This is a genomic window from Liquorilactobacillus sicerae, from assembly GCF_029916425.1.
GTDB classification, from domain to species: domain Bacteria; phylum Bacillota; class Bacilli; order Lactobacillales; family Lactobacillaceae; genus Liquorilactobacillus; species Liquorilactobacillus sicerae.
In genome coordinates this window covers 39,546-56,373 of record NZ_JAHAVQ010000009.1, presented here as the reverse complement: position 1 = coordinate 56,373, position 16,828 = coordinate 39,546, and the positions used below count along the sequence as shown (strand labels likewise).

At 36.7% G+C, this 16,828-nt stretch carries 17 protein-coding genes and 2 pseudogenes; 15 read left to right on the top strand and 4 right to left on the bottom strand.

Annotated features, from left to right (window positions below; genetic code table 11):
- The first annotated feature begins 18 nt into the window (after positions 1–18).
- From KH893_RS07255 to KH893_RS07245, 3 genes are all read left to right on the top strand, one after another.
- A complete protein-coding gene (locus KH893_RS07255; protein WP_281165484.1) occupies positions 19–1,032 on the top strand; it encodes a Gfo/Idh/MocA family protein in 1,014 nt (337 codons plus the stop codon).
- Between the two features lie 421 nt (positions 1,033–1,453).
- Positions 1,454–2,701, top strand: a complete 1,248-nt coding sequence (locus KH893_RS07250) for an NRAMP family divalent metal transporter (RefSeq protein WP_281165483.1) — start codon at positions 1,454–1,456, stop codon at positions 2,699–2,701.
- Between the two features lie 80 nt (positions 2,702–2,781).
- Positions 2,782–3,156 (top strand): HIT family protein, encoded by a 375-nt coding sequence (locus KH893_RS07245; RefSeq protein ID WP_281165482.1) that lies wholly within the window; start codon positions 2,782–2,784, stop codon positions 3,154–3,156.
- Positions 3,157–3,165: 9 nt separating this feature from the next.
- Here KH893_RS07245 and KH893_RS07240 read toward each other — a convergent pair whose 3' ends face one another.
- Positions 3,166–3,720: a GNAT family N-acetyltransferase gene (locus KH893_RS07240; RefSeq protein WP_281165481.1), complete on the bottom strand. Its 555-nt coding sequence runs from the start codon at positions 3,718–3,720 to the stop codon at positions 3,166–3,168.
- A gap of 358 nt (positions 3,721–4,078) precedes the next feature.
- Between KH893_RS07240 and KH893_RS07235 the strand changes: the two genes are divergently transcribed.
- The 10 genes and pseudogenes from KH893_RS07235 to KH893_RS07190 all read left to right on the top strand — a co-directional run.
- Positions 4,079–4,645 carry a YiiX/YebB-like N1pC/P60 family cysteine hydrolase gene (locus KH893_RS07235; protein ID WP_427860052.1) on the top strand — a complete coding sequence of 189 codons (567 nt, stop codon included), beginning with the start codon at positions 4,079–4,081 and terminating at the stop codon, positions 4,643–4,645.
- 91 nt (positions 4,646–4,736) lie between these two features.
- Positions 4,737–4,865, top strand: coding sequence for a putative holin-like toxin (locus KH893_RS07230; protein WP_427860070.1), 129 nt, complete (start codon positions 4,737–4,739; stop codon positions 4,863–4,865).
- Between the two features lie 383 nt (positions 4,866–5,248).
- Positions 5,249–5,938: a response regulator transcription factor CroR gene (gene croR / locus KH893_RS07225; RefSeq protein WP_281165479.1), complete on the top strand. Its 690-nt coding sequence runs from the start codon at positions 5,249–5,251 to the stop codon at positions 5,936–5,938.
- Positions 5,938–7,122: a sensor histidine kinase gene (locus KH893_RS07220; RefSeq protein ID WP_281165478.1), complete on the top strand. Its 1,185-nt coding sequence runs from the start codon at positions 5,938–5,940 to the stop codon at positions 7,120–7,122. Before croR ends, KH893_RS07220 begins: the two co-directional genes overlap by 1 nt.
- A 75-nt stretch (positions 7,123–7,197) precedes the next feature.
- Positions 7,198–8,538: a serine hydrolase gene (locus KH893_RS07215; RefSeq protein ID WP_281165477.1), complete on the top strand. Its 1,341-nt coding sequence runs from the start codon at positions 7,198–7,200 to the stop codon at positions 8,536–8,538.
- 405 nt (positions 8,539–8,943) lie between these two features.
- The gene (locus KH893_RS07210) at positions 8,944–11,946 is read left to right on the top strand and encodes a YhgE/Pip domain-containing protein (RefSeq protein WP_281165517.1); all 3,003 of its coding nucleotides are present in this window, start codon (positions 8,944–8,946) and stop codon (positions 11,944–11,946) included.
- Positions 11,947–12,216: 270 nt separating this feature from the next.
- On the top strand, positions 12,217–12,405 hold the full coding sequence (locus tag KH893_RS07205) for a hypothetical protein (protein WP_281165476.1): 189 nt from the start codon (positions 12,217–12,219) through the stop codon (positions 12,403–12,405).
- 421 nt (positions 12,406–12,826) lie between these two features.
- Complete coding sequence (locus KH893_RS13065) at positions 12,827–13,144, top strand: serine hydrolase (RefSeq protein WP_281165475.1); 318 nt, start codon at positions 12,827–12,829, stop codon at positions 13,142–13,144.
- Between the two features lie 139 nt (positions 13,145–13,283).
- Entirely contained in the window at positions 13,284–13,748 is a 465-nt protein-coding gene (locus KH893_RS07195) for a serine hydrolase domain-containing protein (protein WP_281165474.1), read from the top strand.
- A gap of 99 nt (positions 13,749–13,847) precedes the next feature.
- A pseudogene (locus KH893_RS07190) lies at positions 13,848–14,135 on the top strand (ATP-binding cassette domain-containing protein); the annotation flags it as partial.
- A gap of 118 nt (positions 14,136–14,253) precedes the next feature.
- Here the strand turns inward: KH893_RS07190 and KH893_RS07185 are convergent.
- From KH893_RS07185 to KH893_RS07175, 3 genes and pseudogenes are all read right to left on the bottom strand, one after another.
- Positions 14,254–15,048, bottom strand: a pseudogene (locus tag KH893_RS07185) (IS1380 family transposase); the annotation flags it as partial.
- Positions 15,049–15,150: 102 nt separating this feature from the next.
- Positions 15,151–15,495, bottom strand: a complete 345-nt coding sequence (locus KH893_RS07180) for a type II toxin-antitoxin system PemK/MazF family toxin (protein ID WP_281165472.1) — start codon at positions 15,493–15,495, stop codon at positions 15,151–15,153.
- Positions 15,489–15,752, bottom strand: a complete 264-nt coding sequence (locus KH893_RS07175) for an AbrB/MazE/SpoVT family DNA-binding domain-containing protein (protein WP_281165471.1) — start codon at positions 15,750–15,752, stop codon at positions 15,489–15,491. The genes KH893_RS07180 and KH893_RS07175 overlap by 7 nt, the downstream gene beginning before the upstream one ends.
- A gap of 331 nt (positions 15,753–16,083) precedes the next feature.
- On the opposite strand from KH893_RS07175, the gene KH893_RS07170 reads away from it, so the two are divergent.
- Positions 16,084–16,284, top strand: coding sequence for a helix-turn-helix transcriptional regulator (locus tag KH893_RS07170; RefSeq protein ID WP_281165470.1), 201 nt, complete (start codon positions 16,084–16,086; stop codon positions 16,282–16,284).
- A gap of 3 nt (positions 16,285–16,287) precedes the next feature.
- On the top strand, positions 16,288–16,803 hold the full coding sequence (locus tag KH893_RS07165) for a DUF3278 domain-containing protein (protein WP_281165469.1): 516 nt from the start codon (positions 16,288–16,290) through the stop codon (positions 16,801–16,803).
- Positions 16,804–16,828 lie beyond the last annotated feature (25 nt).

Sequence of the window (16,828 nt, the reverse complement as noted above, 5' to 3'; positions counted from 1 at the left end):
AATTTGGAGGAAATAAACATGGTTGTTAAATTAGGATTGATTGGATGTGGAGCAATTGCGAGAACCCATGTAATAAATATAAAAAAAAATATAAAAAATGCAAAAATAGTTGCTATTTATGATTTATACTTGACAGCTGCTCAGAAACTAATAGAGGATACAAAAATTGAATCTAAGATTTGTTATTCAATTGATGAACTAATTAATGAGAATATTGATGCAGTAATGATTTGCAGTCGAAATGATGCCCATCTTGAACCAATTTTAAAGGCTATTCATCATAATAAATATGTTTTTACAGAAAAGCCACTTGTTGATAATGCAAAAGATTGTAAAAAAATAATTGCTGCTGAAATTAGTGGTAACAAACGTTTGATTCAAGTCGGTTTTATGAGAAGATATGATCCATTTTATCAAGAAATGAAAACCGAAATGACAAGTGGTAATATTGGGGAACCCTTAATGGGATATTGTCGACATTTCACCACTCATCCAGCTACAAGTTATTTTAAAACGGAAAATATGATTAATGATGCTTTTATCCATGAAATTGATATTTTGCATTGGCTTTTTGAAGATCGGTATCAGTCAATCCAGGTACAATTTGCTCGTCAAAATAGTTTGAACATTAATGAGCAACTTTACGATCCACAAATAGTTACTATTAAATTTAAAAAAGGTGCTATAGTTAATACCTATCTATCTCAAAATTCACAGTATGGATACGATGTTATGTGTCAAATCATTGGTGAAAAAGGGATAGTACAACTTCCAGATATGCCTTCTATCGAAACAAGGTATAATCAAAATATTAGTCGTCATATCGATAAGGATTGGACAAAACGCTTTGATCTGGCTTACAAGTTAGAAATTAAGGACTTCATTAATAGAGTTGCAAGAGAAATGCCTTTACATGGGCCAAGCTCATGGGATGGTTATATTGCTGCTGTTACAGCAGATGCTGCTATTCAAAGTCAGAAAAATCAAAAACCAGTGCAAATTTCTTATGACAAGAAACCGGACTTTTATTGAATATTGAGTAAATGATAAATCTTGGTGTTTTTAAAAAGTATATTTTTCCATAAGAAATATATTACTGTTAAGCGTTGATGGTATCAAAATTTATATTTTAGTAACTTCTAAAATATATTGCTAAACGTATTATCATTTAACCAGATTTAAGTTATGTTGAGGTTTTTCCCTCTTGGTGGACCTAATCAATCCACAATATATATGGACTCTAACTTAATTGTTGGGGTCCTTTTTTTACTCAAGTGAGTCGGCCATTTGGTGGTCTATTTTTTTGACTGGCGGATAATTTAATTAAATTTTCAAGGTAGACATATTTTTGGCAATTAGACCTTTCTAACCAGTCGTGCTAATATAAGGCTAATTGAAAAAGGTTCTCAATTAGGCAAATCTAATCAGAATCTGATAAAGGGAGTAATTTTACGTGTTAGCCTTAAATAATTTAAATATTACAAACAAAAGACATCTTTTTAAAGTTTTTGGACCAGGCTTGATCGTCATGCTGGCGGATACTGATGCTGGTTGTTTGATGACTGCTGCCCAGTCAGGAGCACAATGGAAATATACGATGATTTTACCGCAGCTGCTATTGATTCCAATCCTGTTTATGGCACAGGAAATGACAGTTCGTTTGGGCTTAGTGACGGGCAAAGGACACGGTGAACTGATTCGGGAAAACTTTGGCCGTGGTTGGGCGATCTTGTCAGCTGGAACTTTGGCGATTTCAGCAATTGGAGCTTTATTAACAGAATTTGCCGGAATTGCTGGAGTTGGTGAGTTATGGGGAATTTCTAAGTGGTTGACAGTTCCGCTAGCGACGGCTTTATTGATCGCCATCGCTTTTTGCGGCAGTTATCGCCGAGTTGAAAAAATCGGGATCGGACTTGGTTTAGGAGAATTATTTTTTATAATTGCTTTGTTAATGATCCACCCAAGCTTAACAGCAATCGGTCACGGCTTGATCACCGTTCCGTATCGTGATCCTTCTTATCTTTACTTGGTTGCCGCTAATGTTGGCGCGGTTGTGATGCCTTGGATGATCTTTTATCAACAAGGAGCGATCGTTGATAAGAAATTAACGATTGCTAATTTGAAGCAGGAACAGCATGACACAGCAGTTGGAACGTTTATTACTCAAGGAATTATGATCTTATTTGTCGTCGTTTTTGCTGCCGCAACCAGCCGTTATCACGCAGTTAACGGTTTGCAAAGCGTTGAAGATTTAGCTAAAGTACTGGCTCCTTTTTTAGGCAGTTTCAATGCTCGCATGCTGCTTAGTTTAAGCTTGCTCGGTGGAGCTTTAGTAGCCGCTTTGGTGGTAGCTTTGGCTGGAACTTGGGGAATAACTGAAGTTTTAAATTGGCCGCATAGTTTGAATGAGAAACTGAATCGCAGTAATTATGGCTTCTATTTGATTTATATTTTAGCTCATGTCATTGGTGCCGGCTTGGTGCTGATCAATTTTAACTTAGTAGCGCTTTCAGTGACAGTTGAAGTCATCAATGCGCTGCTGTTGCCGATTGTCCTTGGCTTTTTGCTGTTACTGGAAGCCAAGGCTTTGCCGCCGGAATATCGGATGCATGGTTGGTATAAATGGGTGGTCACGGTTTGTTGCTTTATCGTAATGGCATTTGGACTTTATATGATTGGGCCGGTTGTGCATCTCTGGTAAGGTAAAAGCTTATTTTAGCTAGACAAATGTTTGAATTGCTTTAAACTGGAAGTGAATTGAAAATGAAAAGAGTGAGCTAGATGACTGATTCAGAGTGTATTTTTTGTCAACGTAATCAATTAAAAATAGTTATGGAAAATGAGTTGGCAGCAGCTTTTTGGGATATCCATCCGGTCAATCCAGGGCATTTGTTGGTAATTCCTAAAGCTCACAAATTAACCTTCTTCGATTTAAATGAAGCGGAGCTCTTGGCAATCAATGAACTTTTACATCGCGGCAAGGCTTTGATCGATCAAAAGTTCTCGCCAGATGGTTACAATTTGGGTGTTAATATTGGTAAATATGGGGGCCAAACAATTATGCACTGCCATATTCACTTAATGCCGCGTTATCAGGGTGATGTACCTGATCCAACCGGCGGCATTAGAAATGGTTTACCGCCAGCTAAAATCTGAGTTGACCGCCTATCTGCGTTGTTCCCATTCTGCTTTTAGCAGTGACCAATGATTTTCATCATGGAAACGTCCATCAATTAGATACTCATTGGCGCGCAAAACACCGTCAAAATGAAAGCCACAGCTCTGAGCCACACGATTGCTCGATTGGTTTTCAATGGCTGCGTTGATCACAATTTTGTTAAGCTGATAATCAGCAAATCCTAATTGGCACATGGCTTTGACAGAACGTTGCATGATGCCTTTATGGGTAAATTTGGTTCCCAGCCAATAGCCAATGTCGGCACTTTGATCAATTTTTCTAAATTGATTAAAACTGATCATTCCAGCTGGCTGATTTTCATAGTAGATAACTGTATTGAGTGATTTTCCTGTACCAAAATGTTGACAAACGGATTTTAAAAAATTCTGTTCATCTTCAACTGATTTAATTTTCAAAACCCAAGGCAACCAGGTAATTAGTTTTTTGCGACTGGCAATGATCAAGGCGAATAATGCTGGACTGTCGATTTCGGGCCGCGGCAACGCCAAAACAATTTGGTTGTCGACTTGATATGAAAACATAAAGTAGCACCTCCAAGTATATTAAAAGCATCTTAACGCATTTTAAAAGCGAAAACAAGGAGCAGCTTGGGGAAGATTATCCAGTTAGGAATAAACTCGGCGAAGAAGTTGGTTGAATCGAATGATCTGCTGCCTAACATTTAAATCTAATATCCATGGAGTCAGCAATTGATGACGGGTATTGAAAAAGGCAAAGCTGATGTTTATTACAATTTAGACTTTTGATTGTTTCCCAGCAGGAATTTTTCAAAAAATGTGAATCATTAAACTTCCTGTGAATTGAAAATGGCTATTAAGTTAAGTAGCAAAATTCGCGTAAAGTGTTTGGACAACTGAAACTTAACTTGGAGGGATGCAGGTGCTTGAATTAAAAACTGGTGATCTTTTATTTATCCAAGCTTCAACGGAGAAACTTTCTCGCTTGATCGCTGCGAGTACGAAAGATGATTTAAGTCAGACTAATTATACGCACGTTGCCTTAATAAAACAGCAAAATCGCAATTATTTTGTTTTACATGCAGATCAAAAACGTGGCTGCATTCGTCAATCGCTGGCAGATTTTTTAGCTGATCAGCCAAACCGAGTGATCGATGTTTACCGCTTGATTGATACCAAAATAGATTTTGAGCAAGCAACTGCCAGGGCGGAGGCTTTATTAGGTCAGCCATATAATCACAGCTTTATTAAAAATCAGCCAGGATGCTATTGTTCAGAGTTTATTTGTGAGGCTTTTAAGCCGGCGGCAATTTTTCACGAGCAGCCAATGAGTTTTGGACCGCGGCAGACAGTTTTGCCGGAGTGGCAAGCTTATTATCAGCACTTAGGCTTGCCAATTCCAAATGGTGAGCCTGGCAGCAGTCCCAATTCATTGATCAAGGAAAATGTCCCGCAAAATTTACAAAGACTGGGTAGTTTGGCAAGGTAAAATACACGTCTATTAATGGATTTCTTGCTTAATCTAACGGATTAAGCAAGAAGTTTAAGGACAATGGCCGTTTCTTTCTTTGCAAGATGCCATGGAAACATGGAATAAGCTTCGTAAATATTTTAAGTCAATCAGTATCTTCCAGACATCCTCATTGATGTTACAATTTGGCACGCTTTTAATCGCACTGCGCAGTTATATCGATAAACACCATAAATAAGGAAACTACCTGTCATAACTTTGGCAAGTTACAGGATGACAAATAAGTTGCTTTTGTAGTTCTGTCACCGCTTTTGAAGTGGCTTTCGTTGCTATTCTATTATGGTATGGGCCTTTGGAGCTTTATACTAAATCAGTGCGGGCTAATAGGTGTCAAGTTTTTCTTGGTAACTTTAACAATTGAATTTTTAAAGAATTAATTAGAGATAAATATTAAATCCCTTGATTTTAAATAATTCTTTAGATACGATAATGGTGTAGTTTGTTACAATAGTGTTATAAAGTGCAGTTGAGAAAGATTTGATGCACGGTGCTTTGGATAGTACAAATAAAACAAGGCATGGGAGTTTAAAGAACTACATTAACTTTTTAAGGAGTAAGCTTATGAAAATATTAGTTGTAGATGATGATAAAGATATTGTTGAATTGCTTAGTATTTATATCAAAAATGAAGGTTATGAAATAGTTAAGGCTTATAATGGCAAAGAGGCGATAACAAAGTTAAACACTCATCCCGAAATTGCTTTAATGATTCTGGATATCATGATGCCGGAGATGGATGGAATTGAGGTCTTAAAACAGGTACGCAAAGATTCACAAATCCCGGTTTTGCTGCTTTCCGCAAAGACTGGTGATTTAGATAAGATTCAAGGGTTGATCCAAGGGGCAGATGACTATGTGACGAAGCCATTTAATCCATTGGAAGTTATGGCGCGGATCAAATCTTTATTGCGGCGTTCGCAACATGATGTCAAAAATGATGTTCCGGATATGTTAGAGATCGGTCCGCTGGTGATTAATAAAGATTCACATGAAGTCAAAACAACTGAGGGTAAATCGATTCAGTTGACAGCCTTGGAGTTTGGCATCTTATATCTTTTGTCCAGCCATCCCAACCGAGTTTTTTCGGCTGATGAAATCTTTGAACGGGTTTGGCAGCAGGAATCGGTGGTTTCAGCTAAGACGGTCATGGTGCATGTCAGTCATCTGCGGGATAAAATCGAAGCAGCTACTAATGGTGAGAAAGTGATCCAAACTGTCTGGGGTGTTGGTTATAAAGTTGAAACACGTTAATGGCTGGGGATGATGGACAATTGAAACTAACAGCCCGCGAAAAAAGCGAACTTTTTGGCGAAGGGGTAGTAACAATTATTTTATTGCTGCTGCTGAATTTGTCCGTGTATGTTTTGTTAGATCAGATGATTGAATCTAATCCAGGGTTGGCAAATGGAATTTTTCAAATTAAAATGTCGCTATCGTTTGGGCCAAATAATATCCGTTTTTGGAGTTGGGGCTGGCTGTTTATTTGTATAATGTCAATTATTGATGTTTTCGTCGTTTATTGGCGGTTGATCCGGCGCTATCGGCAAATGCAGCTCCAGCATGTGATTGCTGAGTTGCATTATATTGCGGATGGACATCTAAACCATCGGATACCTTTTCAGTTGCCGGGAAATATGCAGCGAGTAATTACTAGTATCAATGCCTTAGTCGATAGTGCACTGAACTCAATGGAAGAAGAACGCCAGATTGAACGTTCCAAAGATGAGTTGATCACCAATGTCAGCCATGATATTCGTACGCCGTTGACTTCAATTATCGGTTATTTAGGCTTGATTGAAGATCGCCAGTATCATTCACAAGCAGAGTTACTGAAGTACACCCATACGGCTTTTGAGAAAGCCCGGCAAATGAAGACCCTAGCTGATGATTTGTTTGAATACACCAAGGTTCGCCAACCAACTACGCCGTTGAATTTGTCGAAGATTGATTTGAAACAACTGTTGGATCAATTGGCAGTGATGTTTGAATTAGAGGCTAAGAAAAACCAGCTGGAAATCACCACGGAGTTTTCCAATGATGACTTGAAAATGGAAGCTGATTCTCAAAAAATGGTTCGCGTATTCAATAATTTGATCACCAATGCTTTTAAATATGGGCAGGGAGCGACCAAGCTGGTTCTGCAGGCTCGTAAAATGTCAGCCACTGCGATTGAGATCACTGTTGCCAATAATGGTACACCAATTCCAAAGGGTTCATTAAATAAATTATTTGATCGTTTTTATCGAGTAGAAAGATCACGCTCAAAGGCAACTGGCGGCAGTGGCTTAGGCTTAGCAATTGCTCAAAGCATTGTTGAACTGCACAACGGTAAGATCCATGCGGAATCCGATGAAAACTGGACTAAGTTTGTGATCGAGTTGCCAATTGATCAACCAAAAAAGGATGATCAGAAAAGAAAAAAAATTGCAGATTAGTCGTTGTCAGACTAATCTTTTTTGGTTATTCTAGAATAGATCGTTAAATTTTATCAGAGTGAAGGGACCCGAAAAATGTTTAAGAAAACTAAGAAGTTTTTGATCAGTTTAGTTACCGCAGTTATGACGTTTGCAGCTATTGGAGCAACTGGTGGAGCTGTCAGTTCGGCTAAAGCAACTACCATCAATGATACATCTACCAGCAATTTGAGCCTTGATGTTAAGGGTGCGATTGCCATTGATGCTAAAACCGGTCAGGTGCTCTACAGTAAAAATGCCAATCAATCATTACCAATTGCTTCAATGACCAAATTGATTTCAATTTATTTGGTTTTGCAAGCAATTAAAAAAGGCAAGCTCAGCTGGAATCAAAAAATTTCAGTTGATTCAGCTTCCTATAAAGTCAGTCAAGATACTTCGTTATCAAATGTGCCCTTATTGAAGAATCATAAGTATACGGTTCGTCAGTTGTATCAAGCTAGTCTGATTTATTCGGCCAACGGTGCGGTGATGGCTTTGGCAAATGCAGTTGCTGGTTCACAAAAAACGTTTGTTGATCAAATGCGAGCTTTATTGAAGAGCTGGGGGATTAAAGATGCTGAGATCAATACAGTTTCTGGTTTGCCAAATGGTCAAGTTGGCAGTGCAAAGTATCCAGGGGTTGCGGATTCAGCTGAAAATAAACTTTCTGCTGCTGAAATGGCTTTAGTTGCACAAAAATTGTTAAAAGCTTATCCAGAGGTTTTGCAGACAACTAAAATTGCTCGGATGAAATTTAATAATGGAACAACAGAAACTGAAATGGAGAATTGGAACTGGATGCTAAAAGGTTTGGCCAAGGCTTATACCGAATTACCAGTTGATGGTTTGAAAACAGGGACTTCTGATTCGGCTGGTGCTGACTTTACCGGGACAGTTCATAAAGATGGTCATCGGATCATTACCGTCGTTTTGGGTGCTCAACATAAGAATCAGGAGGATACCTCAAGATTTGTTCAGACGCAGAAATTAATGTCATATGTTTACAACAACTTCACTTACACGAAGATCAAAGCTAATCAGAGTTATAAGGGAGCAAATAGTTTGCCAGTTTATCATGGTAAAGAATTAACGGCTAAAGCAATTACGGGTCAGTCTTCAGAAATTTGGCTCAAGCGCGGACTTTCCAGCAGCAATTTGAAAGCTAAATTAACTGGCAATAAAAAACTTTATCAAAAGAATGGCTTAGCTGCACCAATTGCTAAAAATAAGCAAATCGGTACTTTAAACCTGACAGTCAAAGGTCAAAAGCTTCAATACTTAGATGGTGCTTCCAGCTTGCAGGTTAAGGCTGTTAATAGTCAAAAAATTCAAAAAGCTAACATCTTTGTAATCATGGGTCGAGCAATTAAAAATTTTTTTAGTAATTTATTTTAAATAAGAACGTCAAAATAAAAATTAAGCAGCTACAGCAGCTGGCCTTGATGTTACGCAAGCTAACCTAGATTTTGCTTAATGGTGGTTATTTGCAGAAAATAAGAATTTGATTTTTGGAAACGATCGGTACCAGGTAAGAGATCATCTTTTATGGAATTTTTCCAGAAAACTGAATAACTAAATGAAAATCAGCTAGCAAATGAACTTAAAGTTTGCTAGCTGATTTTCTTTGTTATTTTCAGAAAAAGCTGGTTAAATTTGAAGGAAATTTGAAAAAAACAAATTTTTCGTGGATATTTGATGTCGATTTTGTTGTCTTTCATAGATATTTAGTGTATATTATGGATTATTAAAGTAGATAATGAAACTAAACGAAGTGAGAGGCTGAGGTGAGAACAATTGAAAATGATTAAAAGCGAGTTCAAACACATGGGGGAACACAAGCTGCTGATTGCAACGATTTGTGCGATTATGATTATTCCTTTTTTGTACTCGGTTTTCTTCTTGAAGTCAGTTTGGGATCCTTACGGAAATTCGGGATCATTACCGGTGGCGGTCGTTAATGAAGATCAGCCAGTCAAATATAACGGTAAGAAGATGCAGGTTGGTCATGACTTAATTAAGAAATTGAAAAAGAATCATGATTTGGAGTGGCATTTTGTGTCAGCTTCGAAAGCAAAATATGGAATCAGTCATAAAAAATACTATATGGTTGTGACAATTCCTAAGAATTTTTCTAAGAATGCAACCACGGTCTTGGATAAAAATCCCAAAAAAATGCAGTTGAAATACAAGACGAATGATTCACTGAACTATATTGGAAAAGTTATCAGTGAAGAGGGTGTTAAACAGTTAAATGCCCAAGTTCGTAAATCAGTTTCAAAGGCCTATGCAAAGACAATGTTCGCAATGATCAAAAAGGTTGGCAAGGGCTTTAATACAGCAGCTACTGGGGCTCATAAACTGAAGACCGGGTCAAACACCTTGTCTGATGGGATCAATACCTATACGGCCGGGGTTGCCAAAGTCAATGATGGAGTAATTGAGCTACAAACGGGTGTCGTTCCATTAAGCTCAGGTGTGCTTAAGCTGACAACTGGTGCAACTGCTCTAAGTTCAGGTATTAAGGAATATACCGCTGGAGTTGCTAAAGTTAATTCTGGTACTCAAACTTTAAATAGCAGTACTGGTACTTTGGCAAGTGGTGTCAGTCAACTAGCTACGGGTTCGAATAGTTTGGTTTCTGGATTAGAAAACTTAAGCAGTAATTCGAATAGTCTAAATAGTGCTAATACAAAGATAAATAGTGGATTATCAGAGCTTAGTTCCCAAACTAAAGATATGCCAGATAAAATAGCTGAACTAAAAAATGGTACAGAGCAACTGAGTGAAGGTATATCTACGTTAAATAGTAGTGTGGATGGTTTACTAACTGACGATAACAAAACAATGTTGAATAATCTGATGAATATTGGGAATGAATTGGAACAAACAGATACTAGTAATTTGTCACAATTAGTATCGTCTGCTAAAAATTTAAATGATAATGAAAGTTTAAAGCAATTGTTGAACCAGACGGATAGCACTTCTTTAACAAAATTACAATCTCAGTTAAATGATATTCTTACAATACTTGACAATATTAGTACAATAAAGACTCAGTTAAATACCCTGATGGCGACTGTTTTACCTACTATAAACGGGGAAACGTTGAGTGTTAGTAAAGCTCAACAAGAGTTAACGGCTATTAGTAGTAACCCATCATCATTTATTTCAGGGCTGATGTCAGGTTCTGTCACTATAAGTAGTGACAGTTCCTTAGGAGCGTCAATAAATGCTATTTTAGGTGAAATCAAGAATGGAGACATTAGTCAAGCAAAAGGGCCAACAGTTTTGGCTCAAGTTATTGGTGCCCAGGTTAAAGTAATGGAAACCCAAATGAAAGATTACAATTCAATTCTAAGCTTGCAATCAAAATTACAAAATACTTCTTTGACAGATAGCGATGTTAGCACAATAAAAACACAGATTGAGTTAGTAAATGGAGTACTTAATAATAAATCAGACTTGTTAGTATTAACCAAATCGGCTTCGAAAATTACAGATGATCAAATTGAACAGCTCAATTCTATTTCTGGAGCTAAAACGGTTTACGCTGCTAATAAAGTTAAGTTAACTAACCTGTTAAGTAGTTGGGATAATTTGAAGTCACAAATTTCTGCATTGAATACGGGCGCACAAAATATTAATTCTGGAGTAGGGACTTTAAATTCGTCAACACCAACGTTAGTAAGTGGAATTAATCAGTTACTTAACGGGTCAACACAGTTAACAAGTGGAACTGAGACATATACAGCTGGAGTTTCTTCAGCAACTTCCGGTGCTTCACAGCTTTCCAGTGGATTAGGGACTTTGAATAGTAAAGTACCAACGTTGGTCTCTGGTGTTAGTGAATTAGCTTCTGGCACGCAGACTCTTACCAACAATAGTTCAACTTTGAATAGTGGTGCTTCTCAGTTGGCTAGTGGTTTGAGCACCTTGAACGACGATGTGCCAACTTTGACTTCCGGTGTCAATCAGTTAGCGAGTGGAACTAAACAGTTGAATGACAATTCAAGTCAGCTGTCTCAGGGTGCTGATGAGCTTGCAAGTGGCAATAAAGCTTTGGCAGTTGCATTGAAGAAGGGTGCTAAACAAGTCAATAATGTTCAGACATCGAATAAAACAGCTAATATGTTTGCTGCTCCTTCAAATTTGAAACACAGCAATTACAGTACAGTGCAAAATTATGGTTATGCTTTAGCACCATACATGTTGTCAGTAGCTTTGTTTGTTGGTTCATTGGTCTTCAACTTGGTTTATCCAATTCGGCGGATGTCTGCAGCTGGAACTGGTACCGAATGGTTCTTAAGCAAAGTGTCTGTTGGAGCGTTAGTTGCGACCGGCAATGCTTTGATTGAGACACTTCTTATGATGGTTTGTGGTTTGGTTCCAATTCATCCAATTGAGATGGTTGTGAATGCATTGTTCTTCTCATATTCCGCAATGTTTCTGATTATGTTCATGTCGATGTTGGGTAATAATCCGGGTCGCTTCGTAGCCATGATCTTGCTGGTTATCCAGTTGGGTGCCTGTGGTGGATCATTCCCAATTCAGATCACCAATGGGATGAACGGCTTCTTCCAAGCCATTAACCCATATTTGCCAATGACCTATTCAGTTCTTGGTTTCCGTGAAGCTTTGAACTCAGGTTTAGGTAGCGGTCAGATTTTGACATCAATCGGTGTCTTGTCGATTTTCATTATTGTCTGCCTCTTCTTATTATGGTTGACAATGACAACCTTTGTAAAAAAGGGAATCGTAACTTTTGATGAAAATGTTCCGGATAGCAATTATCCAGGAAACTAGAATTAAGTACTTGTCTGATTTTTTTCAGCACTTAAAAAGGTAAAAAAAACAAGGATTCGTTTGTAACCTGATAGCTCAGGGGTTAAACGGATCCTTGTTTTTAGTATGAATTAAAGAATGCCAACTTTCGTCGTGATATACTAGGAATTGTCGATTTTCATTAGAACTGTCTAAATTATGACCGATGTCCAGGAAAAATAATGATAAGAACTGAAAGCTTACTAAGATTATTAAAACCGGGTTATTCTCAAATATTGAAAAATAATTTGAGTGGCATATATTTACACGGCTCATACGTTCCAGGAAGTAGCTAGCGACTTGATTTATTTAGTTGTTGTTAAAAATCGATTGTCATTCAAAGCTAAACAGCAGTTAATGAATTTCACAATAGACAATCTCTGGCCGATTGCTCCTGCTAAGGAATTTGAATTTCATGTTTTATTATTAAAAGCTACCTAGCATTTCTCTATCCCAAGATGGATTATGGAGGACAATGGTTGATTATTATTCTGCTCACAGTAAATCATTTGAAATAGTTAAAAAGTTCACGCCGGCCTATCTCAAATTTCTTATTCCCAATTTTTATAGTGACAAGTTAGTTCCAGATTACTATTTTAAATATTTGAATTTAATAAGAAGTTTTTCAATTGCCCATGATCTTTATAAAACGAATGAAAAGGTAGCTGAACCATGACTCTATTTTTTAATGCCCAAGAAGAAAGCTTTGATAAAAATCATTGCTGGGAAAACTATGTAAATCATGGTTCATCTTATGAATTACCAGGTGCCCATATAGACATCGTTAATCAAGAAAATTCAGCTCGAATTATGAATATTATATTAAATAAAAAAAGGAAATCTAGGTAAAGTGCGTATATCAGTGAAAACAGAAAGCATCATTGCTGCACATCCGACAAGTACATTATCAGTAGGGTTTTTTTACCGTAAAGGGTTATCATGGCAGATCTATGGAAATAGAACTTGTTTAAACGCAGGAAAGCTACCAAATTATGAAATTGGTTCATTAACGAAAGTTTTTACAGCTTTTTATTTTATTAAATTGTTCCAGAAAGAAGTTGTGACAAGTCAAACTAAAATAAATGAGATTATTTCTAATTTACCTGAAAAAGATTACCCAACCATCAGTGACTTATTGATGCATCGGTCGGGCTACGGTTATTTAAACCCTTTGAAATAAGATTATTAAGCATAAAGGAACTCGTCAATATAATCCTTACGAGAGCAATATGTGCTCTAATTGTGTTGAAAATATCTTGATTCACAAAAAGGTTACTACTAGACATAGGTATATATATTCCAATTTTGGCTATGCTGTTTTGGGCCTTATCATTTCAAGATTAGAAGCTGATAGCTATGAAAATTGTATGAATTTATTTTTGAAGAATAAATTAGAATTAACTGAGACCAACTTTGGAATGGAAAATTTATTGCCAGGATATTTTCGCAATAAAAATTATGGTAATTGGCAATGGGATGACTGTGAAAATAATGTTGGTAAGGCTGCTGGAGGGCTTAAATCCAACATAATAGATATGTTGAAATTTTCAAATAAATTATTTATGGAACCTTCTTTTCAAGAAAAATCAGAATCATTTTCATTAATGGGAATGGTTAGAGAAAAAGAAGGACTTTGGCTAAAAGTCGGGCAGACAGGAACACAATTATCAATTATGGTAATTGATATCAATAATAGCGCATCGGCGGTTGTTTTAATCAATTGTTTAAGTAAGCACGGTATTTCTTTAGCCAATGAGTTGCTGCAAGAAGTGATTAAAGAATAACTTTTTGAAATTTCAAATAAATTTGTTGTAAAAGAGAACGGTTTTTTAGGAGAATAAACTATGTTGTGGCTTATATTCAAGTAAAGCATCTTTATAAACGATATTTTGATATTCAGTGAGTATCAAAGAACCAATTATCATCGAAATGATATTGGCTTTGTTTTTCAATTCTACAATTTAGTTGCTAATTTAACAGCTAAAGAAAATGTTGAGTTGGCACTTGACATTGTTGATCAGTCATTGAATCCTGTTACAGTGCTAAAGAAAGTTGGTTTGGAAAAACGAATTGACAATTTCCCAGCACAACTTTTAGGTGGAGAACAACAACGGGTACCTATTGCAAATAAAATTATTCATATGCGTGAGTCTACAATACACTTGAACTATTCATAGTTCACAAAAAGCCCGTCAGTTTTCGTGTTTTTTCGAAAATGACGGGTATGTCTTTATCTTTTATTGAAATACGATGTTTATAAGTTCTAGCTAGTAAGATCTTCCAACTAACTCAGAATTGCTTTGAACTTTTGGGTACACTTATCCCTTGGCTGTACAGATTTTTTTTATTTTGCCGGTTATTCAATAGCCTGGATACGTTGACAATATTATAAGCCAGTACACTAACCATTATCCGGGCAGCGTTGATATTAAACGTTGAACTATCAGTCTTATCGAAAAAGAAACCTGCTTTAGCTTCTTTGATGTAATTCTCCATTCGACCGCGTTTGTGATACAGTTTGAAGACTGCTTCAGCCGTTAAATTAGTCAGATTTATGATGATAAATTCATGTGAAAAGAGCAGTTCACCGCTTCTTGATTTAATATAGATTTGCCGCGGCTTAAACCACGATGCTGATTGATAGATTTCAGAGTAGTAGTGAGTCTCGGTTTCTCGCCACTGGGTTTGATCACTGATCTTGACGAACTTTTCAGCTAGATGCTGCAGTTTTCGATTGCGTTTGAGTCGAATAATGTAAAACACATCGGCGGCTTCACAGACATCGTAAACTTCTGGCGTGGCGAATCCACTATCGCCGCGAACCAGAATGTCAGAGGTTTGATAATGCTTTAATAGCGGTGCTAAAAAAGCTTTTACATCCTTGCTGGTGTAGGAATTCCCGGGACGCAAGACAGCTTTCAGTAAGTTACCATCTTGATCAGTTGTCAGTAATGGATGATATCCTTCAGTACCATAATGCGCGTTGTAGTTAGTGTTGCCATAAGTGTCTGAGTGAGTCGAAGCAATATCGATAATCATGGCTGTCTGGTTGGTTAACAGTCGAACACGATCGATCAAGGCCTGATTTAAAGTCTGTTGCTAACGCCGCCTTTACCAAAACGTTGCCAAAAGCGGGATGCATGTGTTTGATGGGAATTCATTTTTATATTCAAAAGACGACTTCTTTTATTCATCATCAATACTAAACAATAGTTTGTACAAAGTGATTATTTCTTCTAATTCTTCACGCGATACATGATCAACAATAACTTCGTCAGTGACATGTCTTGCCTGCAAATCTAAGGCTATAGTTTGATCTAACAATACTTTTCCATGAATTGTCTGGCTACTAGTTAGTCGATGGTACATCGGGAAATTACGTTCAGTACTGCTAATTGGAGCCACAATTGTCATGTTACTTGTCTGACAGACTAGATCATTGCTTAGAGCAATGGCTGGCCGACTATTGATCTGTTCATGACCACGGCTTGGATTAAAGTTAACATAAAATATTTTGCCTTGACTTACCATTGAAGTTCATTACCTTCTGACTTTCCCCAGTCAAGTTCGTGATCACGTTTCCCGTCGTCTTGCCAGTCCTTAAATAGTTCGTGAATATTGGTTGGCTTTTTTCTTATTGGTGTTAAAACAATTGATCCATTTTCAATGGTTATTGTCATATCTTGGTTATCATCTAATTTCAATTGTTTAATAATCCGGCTAGGAATTCTAGCTGCTTTAGAGTTTCCCCACTTTGCTAAGCGTGTTTGTTCTTTAATAATTTCCATATTTTCCTCTCCTAAATTATTATTTTGGTTTAAGTATATCCTATGTAGATACAAAGCACAACTATTCTTATTGGAGGTCATTTCCATGCAAATAACCTCTTGAAAACGTTGAAACAATAGCCCTTAATATCTATAAGGTAGCTGTTAGGGGTTGTTTATGCTTATTTCAAATAAAAAGGTGCCTGAACTTAGCTATTGATTCAAGATACTTTACTCAATAATTTTAAAGAATTGTCCTGGAAATTTGTAAGTTACTTTACTGCTTTTCCCCCGTCCTTATTTCCGTTATCTATCTTACGAACGGAACCGTTTTTTTTTAGACGTTTTCTCAGTGCCCTCATCAGGGTCTGTTCATGTTGACATAAGGAAGAAAAAAGGATTTTCCCAAATGGAACTATCTCGTAGAGCTGGTGTAACAAGGCAAACAATAACCTTAATAGAGAATAACAAGTATAACCCATCACTAGCGTTATGTATCAAAATCGCTAAAGCTTTAGACAGTGACTTAAACACACTTTTTTGGGAGGAATAAAGATTGAATAAAAAAATAACAAGCAAAATGATAAAGTTTTTTTATGGCATCGAGGGTTTGCTGGATGAATACAAAAAAGAACAATTAGATCAATTCGGAAATATTGCTTTTATAATTACTTGGTGGTATTTGTTAATTTCAGGCTTTGCTGCAGCATTATTATATGTCAGCAATTCAAGAACTGCTGCAGTCTTCCTCATTGCAGGAAATCTATCAGTATCATTTTTAGCGCTTTTTTCAATTATTCATTTTTTGAGAAAGAAAAAATTAGATACTGTAGAGGTCGACAAAAGTGAATATCTAGAAAAAAAGAAAAAGTATCGCAGAAAAGGCATAGGATTAGGAATTTATTTTGGAGTAACAATGCATATTCTTAATGCATTAATTGATACGGTCACCCAAAATGAAAATTTTTGGACATCGATCAGTTCTATAAATAATATTTGTACTGCAATTTTTGAAGGGATTGGATTCGGAATTTGTATGTACATAATGTATTTAATTCGATTAAAAAAATAAGTATTTGTAGCTCGGCATGAAGACG

Coding starts and splice junctions, on each gene's coding strand:
- KH893_RS07210 (WP_281165517.1), top strand. CDS start 8,944: ATGATTAAAAGCGAGTTCAAACACATGGGGGAACACAAGCTGCTGATT.
- KH893_RS07175 (WP_281165471.1), bottom strand. CDS start 15,752: ATGGAAATTATTAAAGAACAAACACGCTTAGCAAAGTGGGGAAACTCT.
- KH893_RS07245 (WP_281165482.1), top strand. CDS start 2,782: ATGACTGATTCAGAGTGTATTTTTTGTCAACGTAATCAATTAAAAATA.
- KH893_RS07255 (WP_281165484.1), top strand. CDS start 19: ATGGTTGTTAAATTAGGATTGATTGGATGTGGAGCAATTGCGAGAACC.
- KH893_RS07220 (WP_281165478.1), top strand. CDS start 5,938: ATGGCTGGGGATGATGGACAATTGAAACTAACAGCCCGCGAAAAAAGC.
- KH893_RS07215 (WP_281165477.1), top strand. CDS start 7,198: ATGTTTAAGAAAACTAAGAAGTTTTTGATCAGTTTAGTTACCGCAGTT.
- croR (WP_281165479.1), top strand. CDS start 5,249: ATGAAAATATTAGTTGTAGATGATGATAAAGATATTGTTGAATTGCTT.
- KH893_RS07240 (WP_281165481.1), bottom strand. CDS start 3,720: ATGTTTTCATATCAAGTCGACAACCAAATTGTTTTGGCGTTGCCGCGG.
- KH893_RS07180 (WP_281165472.1), bottom strand. CDS start 15,495: ATGGTAAGTCAAGGCAAAATATTTTATGTTAACTTTAATCCAAGCCGT.
- KH893_RS07230 (WP_427860070.1), top strand. CDS start 4,737: ATGGAAACATGGAATAAGCTTCGTAAATATTTTAAGTCAATCAGTATC.